Origin of the sequence: Clostridium sartagoforme, assembly GCF_004794105.1 — a bacterium.
Lineage (GTDB): Bacteria > Bacillota > Clostridia > Clostridiales > Clostridiaceae > Clostridium > Clostridium sartagoforme_B.
The window spans coordinates 1-18,639 of record NZ_SRYR01000013.1 but is presented as its reverse complement, the minus strand read 5'-3'; the positions used below and the strand labels follow the sequence as shown (position 1 = coordinate 18,639).

At 27.9% G+C, this 18,639-nt stretch carries 11 protein-coding genes, 5 tRNA genes, 1 rRNA gene and 1 other annotated feature; of the genes, 1 reads left to right on the top strand and 16 read right to left on the bottom strand.

All coding sequences use genetic code 11. The features are described from left to right. Positions 1 to 113: 113 nt before the first annotated feature. Entirely contained in the window at positions 114 to 1,343 is a 1,230-nt protein-coding gene (locus E5347_RS17120) for a L,D-transpeptidase family protein (RefSeq protein WP_243109797.1), read from the bottom strand. 320 nt (positions 1,344 to 1,663) lie between these two features. Here E5347_RS17120 and E5347_RS15020 point away from each other — a divergent pair, with 320 nt between their 5' ends. Next, positions 1,664 to 3,019 carry a CCA tRNA nucleotidyltransferase gene (locus E5347_RS15020; RefSeq protein WP_136008045.1) on the top strand — a complete coding sequence of 452 codons (1,356 nt, stop codon included), beginning with the start codon at positions 1,664 to 1,666 and terminating at the stop codon, positions 3,017 to 3,019. 85 nt (positions 3,020 to 3,104) lie between these two features. Here E5347_RS15020 and E5347_RS15015 read toward each other — a convergent pair whose 3' ends face one another. The 15 genes from E5347_RS15015 to rrf form a co-directional block, all read right to left on the bottom strand. After that, positions 3,105 to 3,737 carry a DUF4428 domain-containing protein gene (locus E5347_RS15015; protein ID WP_136008044.1) on the bottom strand — a complete coding sequence of 211 codons (633 nt, stop codon included), beginning with the start codon at positions 3,735 to 3,737 and terminating at the stop codon, positions 3,105 to 3,107. A 172-nt stretch (positions 3,738 to 3,909) separates the two neighbouring features. Then, on the bottom strand, positions 3,910 to 7,704 hold the full coding sequence (addA, locus tag E5347_RS15010; RefSeq protein WP_136008043.1) for a helicase-exonuclease AddAB subunit AddA: 3,795 nt from the start codon (positions 7,702 to 7,704) through the stop codon (positions 3,910 to 3,912). A 3-nt stretch (positions 7,705 to 7,707) separates the two neighbouring features. Beyond that, positions 7,708 to 11,139 (bottom strand): helicase-exonuclease AddAB subunit AddB, encoded by a 3,432-nt coding sequence (gene addB, locus E5347_RS15005; RefSeq protein ID WP_136008042.1) that lies wholly within the window; start codon positions 11,137 to 11,139, stop codon positions 7,708 to 7,710. Positions 11,140 to 11,336: 197 nt separating this feature from the next. Next, a complete protein-coding gene (locus E5347_RS15000) occupies positions 11,337 to 12,281 on the bottom strand; it encodes an ROK family protein (RefSeq protein WP_136008041.1) in 945 nt (314 codons plus the stop codon). Between the two features lie 424 nt (positions 12,282 to 12,705). After that, positions 12,706 to 12,796, bottom strand: a tRNA-Ser gene (locus E5347_RS14995). Positions 12,797 to 12,819: 23 nt separating this feature from the next. After that, positions 12,820 to 12,910 (bottom strand) — tRNA-Ser (locus E5347_RS14990). A gap of 235 nt (positions 12,911 to 13,145) precedes the next feature. Beyond that, positions 13,146 to 13,236, bottom strand: a tRNA-Ser gene (locus E5347_RS14985). Positions 13,237 to 13,471: 235 nt separating this feature from the next. Then, a tRNA-Ser gene (locus E5347_RS14980) sits at positions 13,472 to 13,562 on the bottom strand. A gap of 279 nt (positions 13,563 to 13,841) precedes the next feature. Beyond that, positions 13,842 to 15,119: a serine--tRNA ligase gene (serS, locus tag E5347_RS14975; protein WP_136008040.1), complete on the bottom strand. Its 1,278-nt coding sequence runs from the start codon at positions 15,117 to 15,119 to the stop codon at positions 13,842 to 13,844. Between the two features lie 57 nt (positions 15,120 to 15,176). After that, positions 15,177 to 15,376: a binding site (T-box leader), on the bottom strand. A 51-nt stretch (positions 15,377 to 15,427) separates the two neighbouring features. Further along, complete coding sequence (locus E5347_RS14970; RefSeq protein WP_136008039.1) at positions 15,428 to 15,679, bottom strand: DUF1667 domain-containing protein; 252 nt, start codon at positions 15,677 to 15,679, stop codon at positions 15,428 to 15,430. Further along, positions 15,672 to 17,084: an NAD(P)/FAD-dependent oxidoreductase gene (locus tag E5347_RS14965; RefSeq protein ID WP_136008038.1), complete on the bottom strand. Its 1,413-nt coding sequence runs from the start codon at positions 17,082 to 17,084 to the stop codon at positions 15,672 to 15,674. Before E5347_RS14965 ends, E5347_RS14970 begins: the two co-directional genes overlap by 8 nt. A 13-nt stretch (positions 17,085 to 17,097) precedes the next feature. Then, entirely contained in the window at positions 17,098 to 17,604 is a 507-nt protein-coding gene (locus E5347_RS14960; protein ID WP_136008037.1) for a transcription repressor NadR, read from the bottom strand. 18 nt (positions 17,605 to 17,622) lie between these two features. Next, entirely contained in the window at positions 17,623 to 18,132 is a 510-nt protein-coding gene (locus E5347_RS14955; protein ID WP_136008036.1) for an HD domain-containing protein, read from the bottom strand. A 205-nt stretch (positions 18,133 to 18,337) separates the two neighbouring features. Continuing rightward, positions 18,338 to 18,413 (bottom strand) — tRNA-Ala (locus E5347_RS14950). A 10-nt stretch (positions 18,414 to 18,423) separates the two neighbouring features. Further along, positions 18,424 to 18,540 (bottom strand): 5S ribosomal RNA (gene rrf, locus E5347_RS14945). Positions 18,541 to 18,639: the final 99 nt, after the last annotated feature.

Genomic DNA, 18,639 nt, shown 5'->3' with positions numbered 1-18,639 from the left:
AAAAATCAAAGGTCTGTTGTATTTTCCATTGTACAACAGACCCTTTTAATATATTTATATCTAATTATTTTAAGCTTCTAATTCTCTTAAACTTCTAACTTATTTATCCTATATTAATAATTATTATAGATACTATCATAACTAAAATCTAAAATAACTACTGGGTTTTTAGCTGGATCTAATCTTTTTAATAGATTAACTAAATTTTGTTGTGGAATCGCTACGCACCCATAAGTATATATTCCCATATCACAATGTATAAATATTGCAGAACTTTTACCAGGAACTACAGGCCATCTATTATAATCAATTACTAATGAATAATTATAATATCCAGGATAATCTGTAAGCTTCTCTGCTGATGACCATCTTCCATTAGGATCACCAAATTGCATAGTATTATAATATTGAGAATTTTCATCATCAACCCAATACTCTGTTCCATCAAGTTGCCTATATGTAACTCCACTTCCTGGATTAGAATTAATTCCAAATGCTTCTGTTAAAGTATAAATTCCTGTAGGTGTACATTTATCCATTTCATAGACTTCACTAGCACTTTTTAATCCATTTTGTCCTAATCTAGCTGCTACCCTATCTACTTCAATCCAGTTACCTAGTCTATCTTTTTCCCAAACTACTAATTCACCATATGATCCTCCAGTACTTACTACAGTTACAATTTGACTTGAGTTTTTAGCTGCATTTGTACTGCCTATTCCCACTACTCCACTATTACTATTACTATTTGACGTAATATTAGGTGAACTGCTATTTTCTGATGTAACATCACTATTATTATGTTCAATACTATTATTTATTTCTTCTAATTTTTTATTATATGTATCTTCTATTTCAGTAATATTTTCTTTAGGATATTTCTCCTTAAAGGATTTGATTAAATCTCCTACACTATCTATATCCTCTTCTATAGCTTTATTAATTTTCTCTTTTTCAATAGTAATTTCCTTATAGTAATTACTAATACTCTCCTCTATTTTTGAAAGATCTTTATTTAAGCTTTCAAAAATATCACCTGTTATATCATCTTTATATTTTTCTTTAAAGATTTCTAGTACTTCCTTCTTATCTTCAATATCCTCATAATCTCTTAAGTTTAAGAAATCCTCAATTAAATTCTTATAAGATATTAAATTTTCATTATCTTTATCATCATTTATTTTCTCTAAAGCTTCTTCATAATCTCCATTTATTATAAGATTTTCTACAGTTTCTATTTTCAACTTTTCTTTGTTAGATTTATACATAGAATTACTAAGAAAAAGTAAGAATAAAACTGATAAAATAGCTGTTATTGAAATTATAACTTTTTTCTTTCTCATATCTATTTCCCCCTATTTATACTTTAATGAATATTATATCATATTAATTTCTAGGAACTTTTGACTAATTTTATTTTATGGTATCATTTATTTATATATAAGTTGTAATAAAGTTTTTACATTTTATTCAGTTATATTTTATACTCAAAATATTTTAGTTAGGAAATTACACAAACAACTTATATAAAAATTAAAAAATATATGCTTTCAATTGATGTAATTTACTTTCAAAACTGTTTTTCACTAAAGATAAAATAATTACTCAAGATATAGGTTATTTATTGAAACATATATATATTTTTTTAAAGGTAGGATAAGCAATGAATATAAATACTCCAAAGGAAGTTAAACTTATTATTGACACTTTTTATAAAAATAATTTTGAAGCCTTTATGGTAGGTGGATGTGTTAGGGATATATTATTAGGTAATCTACCTAAAGATTATGATATAACTACCTCTGCTAAGCCTGAAATAACTATATCTTTATTTGATAAAACAATACCTACTGGATTAAAGCATGGTACTGTTACCGTCCTTATAAATAATGAGCCTTATGAAGTTACAACTTACAGAACAGAAGGAAAATATATAGATAATAGACGTCCATCCTCTGTAGATTTCGTCACAGATATTAAAGAAGACCTATCTCGAAGAGATTTTACAATAAACTCCTTAGCATATAACCAAAAAGTAGGACTTATTGATTACTTTAATGGAACTGATGATATTAAAAATAAAATTATAAGATGTGTAGGAAATGCTGATAAACGCTTTAAAGAAGACGCATTGAGAATGCTTAGGGCAGTTAGATTTAGCTGTCAACTAAACTTTGATATAGAGGAAAATACTTATACTGCAATTAAGAATAATTATAAATTAATTAAAAATATAAGTTCAGAAAGAATAAGAGATGAGCTATGTAAAATATTAATTTCAGAAAATCCATCTAAAGGACTAGAAATTCTAAGAGATACGAAATTACTAGAAATTATATTACCTGAAATTAATGCATTATATAATTTTTCACCTAAGTGTACTAATCATAATAGAAATATTTTTGCTCATACTTTAAAAGTTATAGATAATACAGAAAATGATTTATTATTAAGGTTATCTGCTCTTTTCCATGATGTAGGTAAACTGAATACTTTAACACCACTTAATAATGGAACCTTCTACGGCTTTCCTGGACACTGCCTCGAAGGTTCAATAATGGTGAAAAAAATATTATCTAGATTGAGATTTGATAATAACACTATTAAAGTAATATCAAAACTTATAGAACATCATCTAGTATTAAACGCAACTACAATGCCAACTAAATATGAGGTGAAAATATTATTAAATGAAATGGGAGTTAATAATATAAACTTATTATTTTCTCTTCAAAGAGCTGATATAAACTCTCTAGATAATCCAAAAGTATTTTTAGAAAAAGTAAAATATACTGAGAACTTAGTTAATGAAATAATTAATAATAGGGAACCATTAATCATAAAAGATTTAAATATTAGTGGTGGAGATTTAATCTCTAATCTTAACTTGAAACCTGGCAAAATATTAGGTGATGTTTTAAACCATCTCTTAAATATAGTTTTAGAAAAACCTGATCTTAATTCAAAAGAAACACTATTGACTTTAGCTAAAAACTTCTTAAATAAAGAGGAAGAGTAACTCTCTTTCCTCCTTACTACATAATTTATCAAATAAATTAGATTAATTATTGGTACTTATTATATTTTTATTTCATATTACTATTTTAATAGTTTTGTATATTTTCAATTATACCTATAAGTTTCTGCGTACTATCAACAATATGTTTATATTTTTCACTTCCCACCTCTAAATCTGTCCCCTCATGAATATGAATAAATCTTATGGGATTATCCATATCAGAGATAGTTATCCTAAGCTTAATACTTTTTATCATTGTTTTATTTTTAGAATCTCCAGTTACTGCACCAATTACAGCTCCAGTTTCACCAAATAGTATTCCACCAACTACTGCTCTACCTACCCCTTCTTTTTTATATATTGTTTCAGAATCTTTTAGGACTTCCCAAGAAATTATCTTATCAAAATCTAATATCTCCTCAAAATGCTCTCCATTTATTTTACTTGCTAACTTAATCTTCTTATTATTTATGTCTACTTCAATATTAGGATGAGGATTTGAAGTTGGTATAAATTTATTAATATTATCTCTATGTATTTTATTGCTTAATATACTTGCCTTAGCTTCTTCACTACTTAGTCTTCCAGATCTTAAGGCAACTCTATCTTTAGCCATGGCGTTACTTGCACAGGCTGGACAAATAATTCCATCAATCAAATTAAATTTTGGTTTAAATAATCCAATCTTTATATTACATATAGCGCATTCTTTTTTCATAATTCAACCACCTTAATTAAATATTTAGCTATAAAATTATTTTTTAATATAACATTTTTCTATTTAATATGTCTATAAATGATATCATAAAATAAATATATAGAGAGTAATAGCCATATCAAATTCTTAAGAATATTGATATGGCTATTAATACTTTCCTTTATTATTTGTATTATAATAAAACTTCCTTACCTATACCAAATAGATATAAATAACTCTCTTTAACCTTCTTACCAGTTATTTTTTCAACCGCTTCTTTATAATATTTAAGTTGGACTCTATACTTATCAATAACTTTATTTTCATTTCCAATTTCCACATAGTCTGTTTTATAGTCTAATAAAACTATTCCATCCTCTTCTTCGAATATACAGTCTATTATCCCTTGAAGTCTTACCTTTTCATTTTCATAAACTTCTTCTGGTAATGAGTTATCTACATTTAAACTGCTTATTTCAGTATAAAAGGCTAATTCTCTTTTTACTAAACTACCTGATTTAAATGCTGATAGCATTCTGTTTCCTAACTCACTTTCAAAGAATCCTAAGAAATTAACCTTTTCTATTACCTTAACTTCCTCTTCTGAAAGTAAGCTAGATTCCTTCATTTCATATATTTGATTATCTATTTCTTCTTTAGTAGATACCTTGCTTAGATCTAACCTTTGCATTACAAAGTGAACTGCTGTACCCCTCTCAGAAGCTGATAATCCTCTTTTTTCTTGAAGGAACTTAGGCTTTAATACTTCTTTATCTTTAAATATATTTACCGTCATTATACTATCATCCTCATGCTCATATAAGGCCCTTTTTAAATCAGATACAGAAACATTACTAGGCAATCCTCCTGCTAAGCTATACTTATAGTTATAGCCTAATCTTCTTTCAATTTCTTTATCAATATAATCTATATGAGAATTAATAAATAACTCATCTTCTGAATTTTCATCAACAGCCACTTCATCTTTATCCACAATTAATTTATTTTTAGTCCACAAATTCACTTTCCATATGGATTCATCATTAATTATTAAGCTACTCTTATTCCCAAGAACTTTTCTTAATTCTTCTCCATCTCTATGTTTACATAAAGCCATACCAACCCAGTCTAAATAGTTTTTACCCTTTAGCACTTCTGAAGCAGGAATAATATCATTATCTAAGGCAGCTGCAGTCATCCATTTATTAATTGATTTTTCTAAGTCTTTAACTGCCCCTGTTATTATTAATTTTTCTTTAGCTCTAGTAAAAGCAACATATAATATTCTCATTTCTTCTGATAGTGTTTCATATAGAATCTTTTTCTTTATTGCTTCCTTTGCCAGAGTACTATAAGAATTTCTTTTCTCTAAATCTACATAATCTGGACCAAAGCCTAAATCATCATGGTACAATATTGATTTATTTAAATCCATAAGATTAAATTGCTTTCCAAATCCTGAAGTGAATACTACTGGAAACTCAAGTCCCTTACTTTTATGGATACTCATTATTCTAACTACATCTTCATTTTCTCCAAGGACTTTAGCACTACCCATATCCCCTGAAGAATTTCTTAACTTATTAACAAAATTAATAAAGTTAAATAATCCTTTAAAGCTAGTATTCTCAAATTGCTTAGCTCTTTGGAATAGAATTTTTAAATTTGCTTGTCTTAGCTTACCATTAGGCATTGCACCTACATATCCATAATAAGCTGTATCCATATACAAATACCAAATAAACTCATCTATAGGAGTATATATTGATTTTCTTCTCCACTTTTTAAGACTTTCTATAAATATTTTGCATTTATTTTTAAGCTCCTCATTAACTTCATGTATATCTTCAGTTACTTCTTTTATAATTTCATAGAAGTATTTATCTTTACTTAGTAATCTTATATCACCTAATTCTTCAGCAGAAAATCCAACAATAGGAGATCTTAATATAGAAATCATAGGAACATCTTGCATAGGATTATCTATTACTTTTAATAGTGACATTATAGTTCTTATTTCTATAGTCTCAAAATATCCACTACCAGTATCAGCATAGACAGGTATTCCAAAGGATCCTAGTTCCTCTAAGAATATTTCTGACCAATTTCTAGTTGCTCTTAGTAATATAACTATATCCTTATATTTTAATTCCCTATATTCTCCTGTTTCTTTATCTAATACCTTAAAAACTTTATCATTATTCTCTGTTAGCATAAGTTCCTTTATTCTAGATGCTACAATTCTTGCTTCTAATGTTATTGAGTCAACGTCTTCCTCTTCTTCATTAGACCCCTCATTATCTTCTATTGAATTTTCTTCATTTATACCTTCATCTTCAATACCTGATTTATCTAATATATGAAGTTCTATAGGACCTGCTATTTCTACATTATCATCTTCATTTTCTTTAAAGCTAGCACCTAAATTTAAGGATTCTTCATCATTGTACTCAAGCTCTCCTACTGTTTTAGACATTACCATTTTGAAGATATAGTTTACTCCATTAATTACTTCTTCTCTACTTCTAAAATTCTTATAAAGCTGTATCTTTCTATCTCTACCACCAGCTTCTAATGAGTAATTATTATACTTATCTAAAAACAATTCTGGCTTTGCTTGCCTAAATCTATATATACTTTGTTTTACATCTCCAACCATAAATACATTTGGATTCTCTAAATTCTTTCTAGATACTAATTCAATAATAGCTTCTTGGACATTATTAGAATCTTGATATTCATCTACTAATACTTCATCAAAATAATCCCTAAAACTTATAGCTACGTTAGATGGTACTAAAGTTTCCATATAATCTTTACTTACATTTTCTTCTGAATCTGCTAATTCATCATTATTAATTAATATCTTTAGGCATAAGTGTTCAAGGTCATTGAAATCTAAAATATTCTTTTCCCTCTTTTTATCTTTAAATCTACTTATAAATTCTAAAGTTAATTTACTAAGCATCTTCATATAAGGATAAGAATTTTTTAATCCTTCTAATGCACCTTCAATTGGCATAGAAAAACTATCTTCTATGAGCTTAGCAGTTTTCTTTTTTATACTATCTCTTATAGATTTAACTATTTCTAATGCATCTAAATCACTAACATTATTTTTTCTTACAGCTTTTAGTTTACCAAAGGATACATTACTTACTTCCTTATAAATTTCTTGTATTCCATTATCTAATGAATTCAATACTCTTTTAAACATTTCTAGTTCATCAGAAAAGGTAGGAAGGTATGATTCTAACCCTTCTGTTTCTTCTATTAATACTATTGCCTTTTCTAAGGTCTTAATATAACCATCGATCTCAATCCATATACTTTCTTTAAGTATCTGTATCCATGGTGTATTATCTAAATCCTCAATATTATTTATATTAAAGCCTTCAGCACTATCTATAAGCCACTTTTCTGGCCATGGTCCACTCATAGAAAATCTATATAAATCTAGAATTATATCCTTTAATCTATCATCATTTTTTGAAGAACTATAAGCTTCAATTAAATTCCTAAAGCCTTCATCTTCACTTTCATAATAATCTTCAAATAAATCATTTATTACTTCAAGCTTTAAAAGTGTATTTTCTGTTTCGTCAGAAATCCTAAAGGTTGGATCTAAATTAATTACATGATAATTATTTTTTATTACATCTAAGCAAAAGGAGTGCATAGTTGTAATATTAGCTCTACTTAATAATGTAAGTTGTCTTTGTAATACCTTTGAATTAGGATTAACTTCTAAAGCCTTAGATATTGCATCTGCAATTCTTTCTCTCATTTCAGCAGCAGCTGCTGAAGTAAATGTAACTACTAATAGCCTATCTATATCTACAGGATTCTCTTCATTTGTTATTATCCTTATAATTCTTTCTACTAATACAGCTGTTTTACCTGAACCTGCTGCAGCTGCAACTAAAAGGTTACATTCTCTAGTAGTAATAGCCTTTAATTGATCTTCAGTCCATTTTGTACTACCCATATCCTATGCTTTTCCCCCTTTCTCAACCTCATCCTTTATTAACTTCCATGCATCATTATTATTCTTTTTTAATATTATCTTATATTTATTATTTTCAATTGAAGTATCGAATTGGCAAACTGATGAATAATCACAGTAATTACAATATGGAGTATTATTATTTTTACAAGGAGTTATCTTAATATCTCCACTTAACATTTCTTCACATAAATCTGCCATCTTATCATTAACATATTTTCTTAATATGTTAAATTGATCTTCTGTAACTACTGAGCTATTAGAAGAAAAATCTCCATCCTTTTTTATACTTGCTGGAATTATTAACGAATATGTTTCCATATCATTATCCATAGCTTTAACTACATCGATATTCTTTAATAATAACCCGCTCATCTTTAACTCTTTTAATATATTTTCCTTGATTTCCTCTTCTGATAATTGCTTCTTTGACTTTATTATAGGATCGTCTATTCTAAAGTATAAAATTGCTCCTGGCATAGCTTGATTCTTTAATATATATTTTGAATTTTTAATTAGAGCATCTAAATACACTAACAGTTGTATTTGTAGACCATAATATACTTCTGTTAAGTTAAATTTCTTTGCTCCTGACTTATAATCAACTATCTTAATATAAGTATTCCCATCTAAATCTAGAGTATCTATTCTATCTACCCTACCTACTAAATAAACAGTTTCCTTTGAAGGTAAATCTATTTTTATAGGTTCACCATCCTTAAATCCACCAAATTCAAATTCATTCCTAAATATCTCAAAGCTTCCTTTTCTCATTTGTTCAGAAATTACCATAACAGATTTAGTTATAGTTCTTTTAAATCTATCAGCAAAATATTTGTACTTTTTGGTACTATTTAAAATTGAATTAGTATCACTTTCTAACTTCTTATCTACTAATTCATTTACTATTACCTTACATCTTTCTTTATTTAGCTCTGACCAAGATATTTTTTCATTTCTTATTTTATTAGTAAAATCATCTAATATATTATGCATAAAGGAACCTAAGTCAGGTGCTGAAAATTCATAGACCTTTCTATCCTTTGCCTTTAATCCATATTGAACATAATAAGAAAATGGGCACTGTGCATATTTCTCAATCCTAGAAACATTAAATATAAGCTTTTTATTTTCGGCCTGATAAAGTCTTCTTATTTTCTCCCTAGGAACCTTTTCTACTAAGTTTGTATATGTTAATCCTTTAAACATCCTACTTGATTTAGATTTAAATTCTTCATTCTCTTCAAACCATTTAAAAGCTTCAGCCCAATATTCATCTATTTCTTCTTTTTCAAATTCCATTCTTAAGGCAGAAATAAGCTCATTAAATGTAGGTATAGGAGCTGTTATTTTACTAAACTTATCATTATTTTCTTTTAAATTATATATTTCACTTTCCTCAACTAGCTTTGGTAAAATCTTTTTAAGCCTAGGTATTATTATAGATGGTCTTAAAGACTTTCCCTCAAAATCTGCCATAGGGAAAGTAACCATTAAGTATTCAGACGCAATAGTTAGAGCTGTATATACTATAAATTGCTCTTCAAAGGCTCTACTTTTAGTATCAGATGCCAATCTTAGCCCAATATCTCTAAGAATATCTCTTTCTCTATCACTTATTATTCCCTCTTCTTTATTAACAGAAGGCAATACTCCATCATTTACTCCTATTAAGTATAAAGCTTTTACTTCTCTTCCTTTTACTCTAGATATATCTCCAATATTTATTTGATCTAAGGCCATTGGAATAACACCAACCTCTTTTTCTTCAAAACCTGATATTAATATCTTCGTAAATTCTTTTATATCTATTACTTCATCACCTAATACATCAACTACTTGATCTAATATTTCTATTACCATTTCTGGTACTTGTATATATTCTTTTATCTTATCTTGAAGTCCTATACTTTCAAACTCTTCAAGCCATGATTCAAGGGTATCAAAAACCTTAAGTTCAACTAAAAAGTTATAAAGACTTGTAGTTATCTCCTTAACAGTTTTCTTTCCTCTTATTTTATTATGGAGACTTATTAAAGGTTCTCTAACCTCTTCCATAATTTCGAATAATGTATTTTCCTCATCAGATATCTCTTCTTTATCATAGAAGTCTCTGGTCCATTTATATCCCTTAATTCCATTTGCTAATACATAGTTTTCTAATACATCTATATATCTTTCTTCTATATTAATTAATCCACTTTTTAAAAATTTAAATACACTTTCATAAGACCAATTATTTATTAATATTTCTAAAGATGAAATAATAAGTACAACTAGCGGATTATCTAAAATTTCTCTCTTCTTATCTATAAAAAACGGTATATTATAATCATTAAATATTACTGTAGTTATTTTTTCATATTCAGAGATATTTCTACATACTACGGCTATATCTTTAAATCTATAACCCTTATCCCTTACCATCTCTAAAATATCCTTAGCAACAGTCTCAACTTCTTCATAGCTATTATTAGCCTTATATAATCTTATATTATTAGGTTCTTCCTTATAAGGTTTAAATGGATAAGTAAAAAAGTGTTTTTCTAAATGACTTAATGTATCATTTTTTAAAAATCTATATGGAGTTCCTTTATTTAAATTAATAGGCTCTAAATAAGATATGTTTCCTTCTTTCATTATATTTAAAATAGAATTTTCAGTATTCTTTATTGCATCAAATACATCTGTATAATCGATATCTACTCCATTACTTAGACTATCACTACATAAAGTTATATTTACTGTCTTAGCCCTCTTAGCAAGTATTTTTATTACTTCTAATTGTTGAGGCGTAAATGTAGTAAATTCATCTATCCATATTTCTGCATCATCGTATATGTTACAGTCTATAAGCTTATGATATAACAGGGTTAATTCATCATCGCCATCAATAAATTGCTTATGAAGAGCATTATTAAACTCACTATATATTAAACCTAAATCCTTAAGTTTTTTCTTTAACTCATCATCATTTATTTCTTCCTCTTTAAGATTTAATATTTCCGTGGAAATGTTATATTTCTTAAATTCTGTTATAAGTTTAGATACTACTGAAGAAAAACCCTGCTCTTTAGTCATTCTATTAAAATATTCAAGTTCTTCTGTTTTATTCTTTAATATTTTATATATAAGCATATTCCTTCCAGAATCACTTATTCTTATATCAGTTCTTCCCCCACATTCTTCAAATACCCTATGTGCCATTCTCTTAAAGCTTAATACTTCACCTCTTAAGAAACCTTTTTCTGTTACTACCTCTAAAAACTTTTTCTCTGTATCAAAGGTGTATTGCTCTGGAACTAGTAATATAAGCTTATTATTGTTATCATTTCTATCTATTTTTTTCTTAATTTGCTCTAAACAAAATCGACTTTTTCCAGTACCTGCCCTACCAAAAATAAATCTAATACCCATATTTACTCTCCTATTTATTTTATATCTAAATTATATCTAAATTATATCCAAATTATCGTTTTCTATTTTATTATAGTTCTTTTATTATGAAATTGAAATTAGAAAAGGTTATATGAAAATAAAACTTCCAATAATATAAATCCATTAAATATTCTATGTATCTAATGAATTAAGTATATTATTGGAAGTTAATATCCTTATTTGCTTTCTAAAATTGCTAATGCAGCAGCTCCTAATACTCCTGCCTTACTACCTAAAACAGCTTTTTCAATTTTACAGTTATCATAGATTATTTTTAGACATCTTCTTTCCATTTCATAATCTATCTTTTCAAAAACTATATTACCAGCTTGACTAACTCCGCCCCCCATAACTATCTTGTCTGGATCAAATGAGTTAGCTATATTTGCAATTGTAATTCCTAAATAAGATAATGCGTCATTTAGTATATCTTGAGATACTTTATCTCCCTTTTCAGCTTCTATGAAAACTTCTTTTGCTGTAACTTCATCATAATCTTTTAATGATGTTTCTACCTTACTCTCTACAGCTTCTCTTCCTCTTTTCATTATAGCCGTTCCTGATGCTACTGCTTCAGCACATCCAGTGTTACCGCATCCACATCTTGGACCGCCCTTCATAACAGTTGTATGGCCTATTTCTAATGCATTAGCAGTGCTTCCTCTGAATAAGCTACCATTTATTATAGCTCCGCCGCCTATTCCAGTACTTACAGTTACATAAACCATATTTGTGCTTCCTTTTCCTGCACCAAACATAAACTCTCCTAATGTAGCTGCATTTGCATCATTATCTAAATAAGTAGGTATATTATATTTTTCCTTTATAGGCTTAACTATATTAAAATTCTTAAAAGGTAGATTAGGAGTATAAACAATTAATCCTTTTTTTATGTCTAATGGTCCTGGAGAACCAACTCCTATAGCCTTAACTTCATTAATATCTATACCTTCTAAAACTGTATCTATAGTGCTTATTAATTTCTCTAATACTGCTTTATCCCCTTTATGAGCTTCAGTTTTTACTGTTATTTCATTTATCATGTTTCCATCTAAGTCAACTAGCGCAGTATATATTTTTGTTCCGCCTAAATCAACACCAACTACATACTTCTTATCCATTTTAATCCCCCTATATAGCATTTTAAATTTCTCTTTTAATAAGGACAGTATATCATTTTAGTATATTGCTTACAACATCATTGAATTATTTTGTTATATGTACTTTATTGAAGACTAACTATATAATTGCTTTATCCATATTATTTTTAATTCATATAAATTTATTTATCCTATATTACTTCATTCCAATTTATATATTTTATATTGTTAAATCTCATTTTATATATATTATATTATTTAATCTCAGTTTCTATATCTTATATTATTTAATCTCAAATTATATTTTTTATCCTAATTTATATATTATTTTGAATTTATATAATTATATATTTTACACTCCCATAAAGAAGCATATTTGTATAAATTCAATAAATTTATAATTTTAAATACAATAAAAAAAAGCATCTAATAAATTAGATGCTTTTGGCGGAGAAACCGGGATTTGAACCCGGGCGCCAGTTGCCCGACCTACGCCCTTAGCAGGGGCGCCTCTTCAGCCACTTGAGTATTTCTCCATGTGCCTTCTATAAAGGTTATATGGCGGAGAGAGTGGGATTTGAACCCACGGTACCCGCAAAGGTACGCCGGTTTTCAAGACCGGTGCCTTAAGCCAGCTCGACCATCTCTCCATATTCCGTCTTGCGACAAATATTATTATAGCAACCACTATATATATTGTCAATTATTATTTTTAATTTTTTTTAATAAATTTTATTATTTTAAACTTATATAAAAATTTTCTACATTTATACTTATATTTAAAATAGTATTTCATTAATAATATATAGCTTATTCCATAAATTATATATTACTAAACTTCATATTTTTATTAAAAAAGAACACCTAATTTAGATGTTCTTTAATTGGCGGAGAGAGTGGGATTTGAACCCACGGTACCCGCAAAGGTACGCCGGTTTTCAAGACCGGTGCCTTAAGCCAGCTCGACCATCTCTCCATATTCCGTCTTGCGACAAATATTATTATAGCAACCACTATATATATTGTCAATTATTATTTTTAATTTTTTTTAATAAATTTTATTATTTTAAACTTATATAAAAATTTTCTACATTTATACTTATATTTAAAATAGTATTTCATTAATAATATATAGCTTATTCCATAAATTATATATTACTAAACTTCATATTTTTATTAAAAAAGAACACCTAATTTAGATGTTCTTTAATTGGCGGAGAGAGTGGGATTTGAACCCACGGTACCCGCAAAGGTACGCCGGTTTTCAAGACCGGTGCCTTAAGCCAGCTCGACCATCTCTCCTCATTCCGTCTTTCGACAAATATGATTATATCAACATAAAAATATTATGTCAACATTTTTATAAATTATTTTTATAAGAATAAGTAAAAGATTGCAAAGTGATCTTTTACTTAGAAAAATCTTTATAAAGACATATCCATATAAATAAAAAAGAGTTTTACCTAGCAAAGATCCTCTTAATTATTGAATTATTTCTTTTTAAATAGCTAACTACTAGCAAAATAAATAGAATATGCTTATTTCACATATTCTATTTACTTTTGTCATTATATTCACATTTTATTTAATTACTTTTAAATTTCCCATATATGGTTGAAGTGCAGTTGGAATATTAACTGAACCATCTTCATTTAAATTATTTTCTAAGAATGCTATTAACATTCTTGGTGGTGCAACAACTGTATTATTTAATGTATGAGCAAAGTATTTTGAGTCCTTAGAATTTACACGGATTTTTAAACGACGAGCTTGTGCATCTCCTAAGTTTGAACAACTTCCTACTTCGAAATACTTCTTTTGTCTTGGTGACCAAGCTTCAACATCTACTGACTTAACTTTAAGATCTGCTAAGTCTCCAGAACAACATTCTAAAGTTCTAACTGGTATATCTAAAGAACGGAATAAATCTACAGTATTTACCCATAACTTTTCATACCATTCCATACTTTCTTCTGGCTTACATACAACTATCATTTCTTGCTTTTCAAATTGATGAATTCTATAAACTCCTCTTTCTTCTATTCCATGTGCTCCCTTTTCTTTTCTAAAACAAGGAGAATAACTTGTTAAAGTGTGTGGTAGTAATTCTTCAGGTAATATAGTATCAATATACTTACCTATCATAGAATGTTCACTTGTTCCAATTAAGTATAAATCTTCGCCTTCGATTTTATACATCATAGCATCCATTTCTGCAAAACTCATTACACCTGTTACAACTTCACTACGAATCATGTATGGAGGAATACAGTAAGTAAAACCACGTTCTATCATAAAATCTCTAGCATATGATATTATTGCAGAGTGAAGTCTTGCAACATTACCCATTAAATAATAAAATCCACTTCCTGCTACCTTTCTAGCACTATCTAAATCTAATCCACTTAACTTTTCCATTATCTCTGTGTGATATGGAATTTCAAAGTCTGGAACTCTTGGCTCTCCAAAACGTTCTACTTCTACATTTTCACTATCATCTTTACCAATTGGAACACTTGGATCTATTATATTTGGTATAGTCATCATTATTTTATTAACTTTTTCAGATAAATCATTCTCGATAACTTCTAATTCAGATAAACGCTCTGAATTTGCAGTTACCTTCTTCTTCATTTCTTCTGCTTCTTCTCTCTTTCCTTGAGCCATTAAAGCTCCAATTTGCTTTGAGAACTTATTTCTGTTAGCCCTTAAAGCTTCTGCTTCTTGTTTAGCTTCTCTAAGTTTTTTATCTAATTCTATTACTTCATCTACTAATGGAAGTTTATTATCCTGAAACTTATTTTTTATATTTTCCTTAACCTTATCTGGATTTTCTCTTACAAATTTTATATCTAACATTTTATATCTCCTCCCTGGATTTGTTTTTTTAAATAAAAAAAGAACCTATCTTCCCTATAAAGGGACGAAAGATTCCGCGTTGCCACCCTAATTAATAACAAAAAAATTGCTATTCACTCAAAAATTTAACGGTTTATACCGTACTGCTCATCACAGTCCCTCTGAGGTGGATTCATATAACATTATTATCGATTTACACCAACCATCGACTCTCTAAAAATAATTATTAATATTACTAGCCTCTTCAATAGTTTTTATTATATTAATCTTAATATATTATAAAAAAATATTTATGTCAACATTATTTGTTAATCAGTTAACTCCCTTGTACAAATAATATCTATACCCGTATTTAATATATTTTTACATATTATATTTCCTACCTTTATAGGAGTACTTACGTATATTCTAGCAAGAACCTTTGATAATTCTATCCAAAGGCTTCTGTCTACCTCTTCACTTGATTTTACTGGCACTACTTTATATTTTGGGCTTCCTTTTACTCTTACTATAGATGTAAATATATCTTTACTGTTATTCTTACAATCCAAATTACACATCATCAAACTCCTTTATTCTACTAGAAATTATTTTAGAATTCTTTGAGTCGTCTACTATTTCAGTTACTTTTTTATCTAACTCTCTAGCAAGTATATTCACTATCTTGTCATAACAATAAGAACCATGACAATTGCCAAATCCAGATCCAGTTCTTCTCTTAATTCCTTCAACAGTTCTTGCTCCTAATGGCCTTCTTATGCAGTCAACTATCTCTCCCTCTGAAATATTATTACATACACATATTATCTTTCCATATCTTTTGTCTAATGCAATTATTTCATTTGCTTCTTTTTTACTTAATTCTCTAAATTTATATACTTCTCTTCTCTTATCTATGAAATTCTTCTTTAATGTACAGTTTAAATTGTTAGCAATAGTATCACAAAGCATTTTTGCTATTGCTGGAGCTATAGTTATCTTTCCATAATGAGTTCCAGTAACTCTTATATATCCCTTATCTATTTCACTCTCATCTATAAGCATTGAATCCTTATTATAACTTTCTCTAAATAAATTATTAATATTACTTTTTTCTAGATCTTCAAGTAATTGATTTGCATACTCTAAATTATCACTTAAGCTTGTTCTCTCAGTGCTTTTTATTCCAATTAATGATCCAGTAGTTGTTGTTGGAGTGCTTAAAACAAAAGTATCTTTATCAAAAGTCTCGATAACAATTTTATTGAATTTATTCTTATAATTATCATCAACTAATAAATAGCTCATATTTTTAAATTTGCTACCTTCACCTTTAAGTTCCTTATCTTCTACTTTTCCATTTTCTCTAATGTAGATTTCATGGGGTATAGTATTTATTACAACCTTACAAGTAAACTTATTTCTGTTTGTAGTAACTCTAAATCCTTTAGTTAAACTTTGTATATTTAATACTTCCTCTTCTAGTCTAAATATAGCCCCATTATCTGCAGCAACTTCCGCATAGGCTATTGCTAAGTCATAAGGTGCAACAATTCCAATATTCTCAGAATAAAGCCCTTTCTTTATATTATGCTTTATATTTGGCTCTATATCATATGCATCATTATCATCTATTAAATATACTCCATTAATGCCTCTTCTTTTTGCTCTTTCATACATCTCTTCAAGCTTTTTAACACCATTATCATCATTAACCACTCTTAATGCTCCAATCTTTTTAAAAGGCACATTAAACTTTTCACAAGTCTCTTCCATTATATAGTTTCCTATATACTCAAGACCAGCCATAATATCATCTGATGTTTCAGAGCCATCATAAACAATAGAGGTGTTTACAAAAGAAATATCATCTGCAATATCATAATCTCTTTCAATTAGTGCAATATTAAAATTATATTTTGATAACTCATAAGCTACAGCACATCCTATTATGCCTCCACCTAAGATTAGAATATCATAATCCATAATTCAAAACCCCCTATAGTAAAAATCCTCTTTCTTTTAGCTCCCTTTTTATTTCTTCAATATTATCTTCACTATCTGCCGCAATAGTGTGAAGATGTACACCATTAGTTAAGTTTGAAAGAGGTTTAGCATTATTATTGTTATATTTCTTTTCAAATTTATATAAATCATTTAAGTTTTTAATCATTAAGTTTCCTCTTAATTCTCCATAAAGAGGATGTTCTATAATAACATCTTCTATCATTCCACCGTACTTAACTACTATCTCTAGTTCTTCCATAGTCTCTTTACTATTATGATTAACTGCTATTATTGTTTTAACTTTATTTATATCTTTATTAAGTATATATCCATCAGGAGTAGCAATAATATTTTTTCCTTCTGCCCTTAAAATTGCAATGTCCTTAACTATTATCTGCCTAGTTACAGAAAATAATTCTGCAAGCTTTGTTCCTTTAATAGCAGAATTATTATTAATTAACAACTTTATTATCTCTTCTCTTCTTTTTTTAGAAGTCATAACCTCACCTCTTTAAATTTAATTTTTATCATCACATGTTTTTATTATTTTAAGAATTTCATTGTTCTCATCAATTATTTTATTATGATGATATCTTACTACTTGAAGTAATTCTTTATCATTCTCAAACCCATTACTCTTAAGTATATCAGTTCCTATCTTAGGATGATTATAGTATACATTTATCTGTTTTATATTATTATACCTTTTTATTTTCCCCTTAGTAGCTTTATCTAGCAAAACAACGGCTGATTTTTCTACTAATGATAAATGCCTATAACTTTTTCCTACATCATGTAATAGTGCAGCTCTTCCTAGCCTATACATATCTACATTTATATTTAAATCATTTCTCATCTTTATAGAATCTTTACAAACCCTAATACAATGATGCTTATCATTATGTTTTAATTTATTAAAAATATTTATTTCCTTTTCATTTAAAAATTTAGTTACATATGTATAATCTATTTCTTTAAATAAAGAAGAAAATCCCCAAATAAATTGTTTCACTCTATAAAAAGACATCTTTTCACCTTTTTTATTAATATTTACTATAATAAGTAATCCAAAATATATTATTTAATCCTTATAAATATATTTTACTATACTTACTATAATAAAAATAATAACATTATATTTTTTTATTATCAATTATATATGCCTTTTATTTACTTCCTCATGAGAATATAAATTTTTATAAAAAAAAGAAGCTATGTCATACATAACTTCTTGGTGGAGGTAAAGGGATTCGAACCCTTGACCCCTTGCGTGCAAGGCAAGTGCTCTCCCAACTGAGCTATACCCCCATATAAAAAAACCTGGCAACGTTCTACTCTCCCACACAGTCGCCCGTGCAGTACCATCGACGCTGTAGAGCTTAACTTTCCTGTTCGGAATGGAAAGGAGTGTTTCCTCTACGCCATCATCACCAGATTTCAGAGTGTTCTCTGAAAATTGCATATGAATAATTTTTAACATTTCCAAAATTTATTGGTCAAGCCCTCGACCTATTAGTATCAGTCAGCTAAATAT

Bases quoted from the DNA above. Each gene is read 5' to 3' on its own strand.
- E5347_RS17120 (WP_243109797.1), bottom strand. From the start codon at position 1,343: ATGAGAAAGAAAAAAGTTATAATTTCAATAACAGCTATTTTATCAGTT.
- E5347_RS15020 (WP_136008045.1), top strand. From the start codon at position 1,664: ATGAATATAAATACTCCAAAGGAAGTTAAACTTATTATTGACACTTTT.
- E5347_RS15015 (WP_136008044.1), bottom strand. From the start codon at position 3,737: ATGAAAAAAGAATGCGCTATATGTAATATAAAGATTGGATTATTTAAA.
- addA (WP_136008043.1), bottom strand. From the start codon at position 7,704: ATGGGTAGTACAAAATGGACTGAAGATCAATTAAAGGCTATTACTACT.
- addB (WP_136008042.1), bottom strand. From the start codon at position 11,139: ATGGGTATTAGATTTATTTTTGGTAGGGCAGGTACTGGAAAAAGTCGA.
- E5347_RS15000 (WP_136008041.1), bottom strand. From the start codon at position 12,281: ATGGATAAGAAGTATGTAGTTGGTGTTGATTTAGGCGGAACAAAAATA.
- serS (WP_136008040.1), bottom strand. From the start codon at position 15,119: ATGTTAGATATAAAATTTGTAAGAGAAAATCCAGATAAGGTTAAGGAA.
- E5347_RS14970 (WP_136008039.1), bottom strand. From the start codon at position 15,679: ATGTGTAATTTGGATTGTAAGAATAACAGTAAAGATATATTTACATCT.
- E5347_RS14965 (WP_136008038.1), bottom strand. From the start codon at position 17,084: ATGGATTATGATATTCTAATCTTAGGTGGAGGCATAATAGGATGTGCT.
- E5347_RS14960 (WP_136008037.1), bottom strand. From the start codon at position 17,604: ATGACTTCTAAAAAAAGAAGAGAAGAGATAATAAAGTTGTTAATTAAT.
- E5347_RS14955 (WP_136008036.1), bottom strand. From the start codon at position 18,132: ATGTCTTTTTATAGAGTGAAACAATTTATTTGGGGATTTTCTTCTTTA.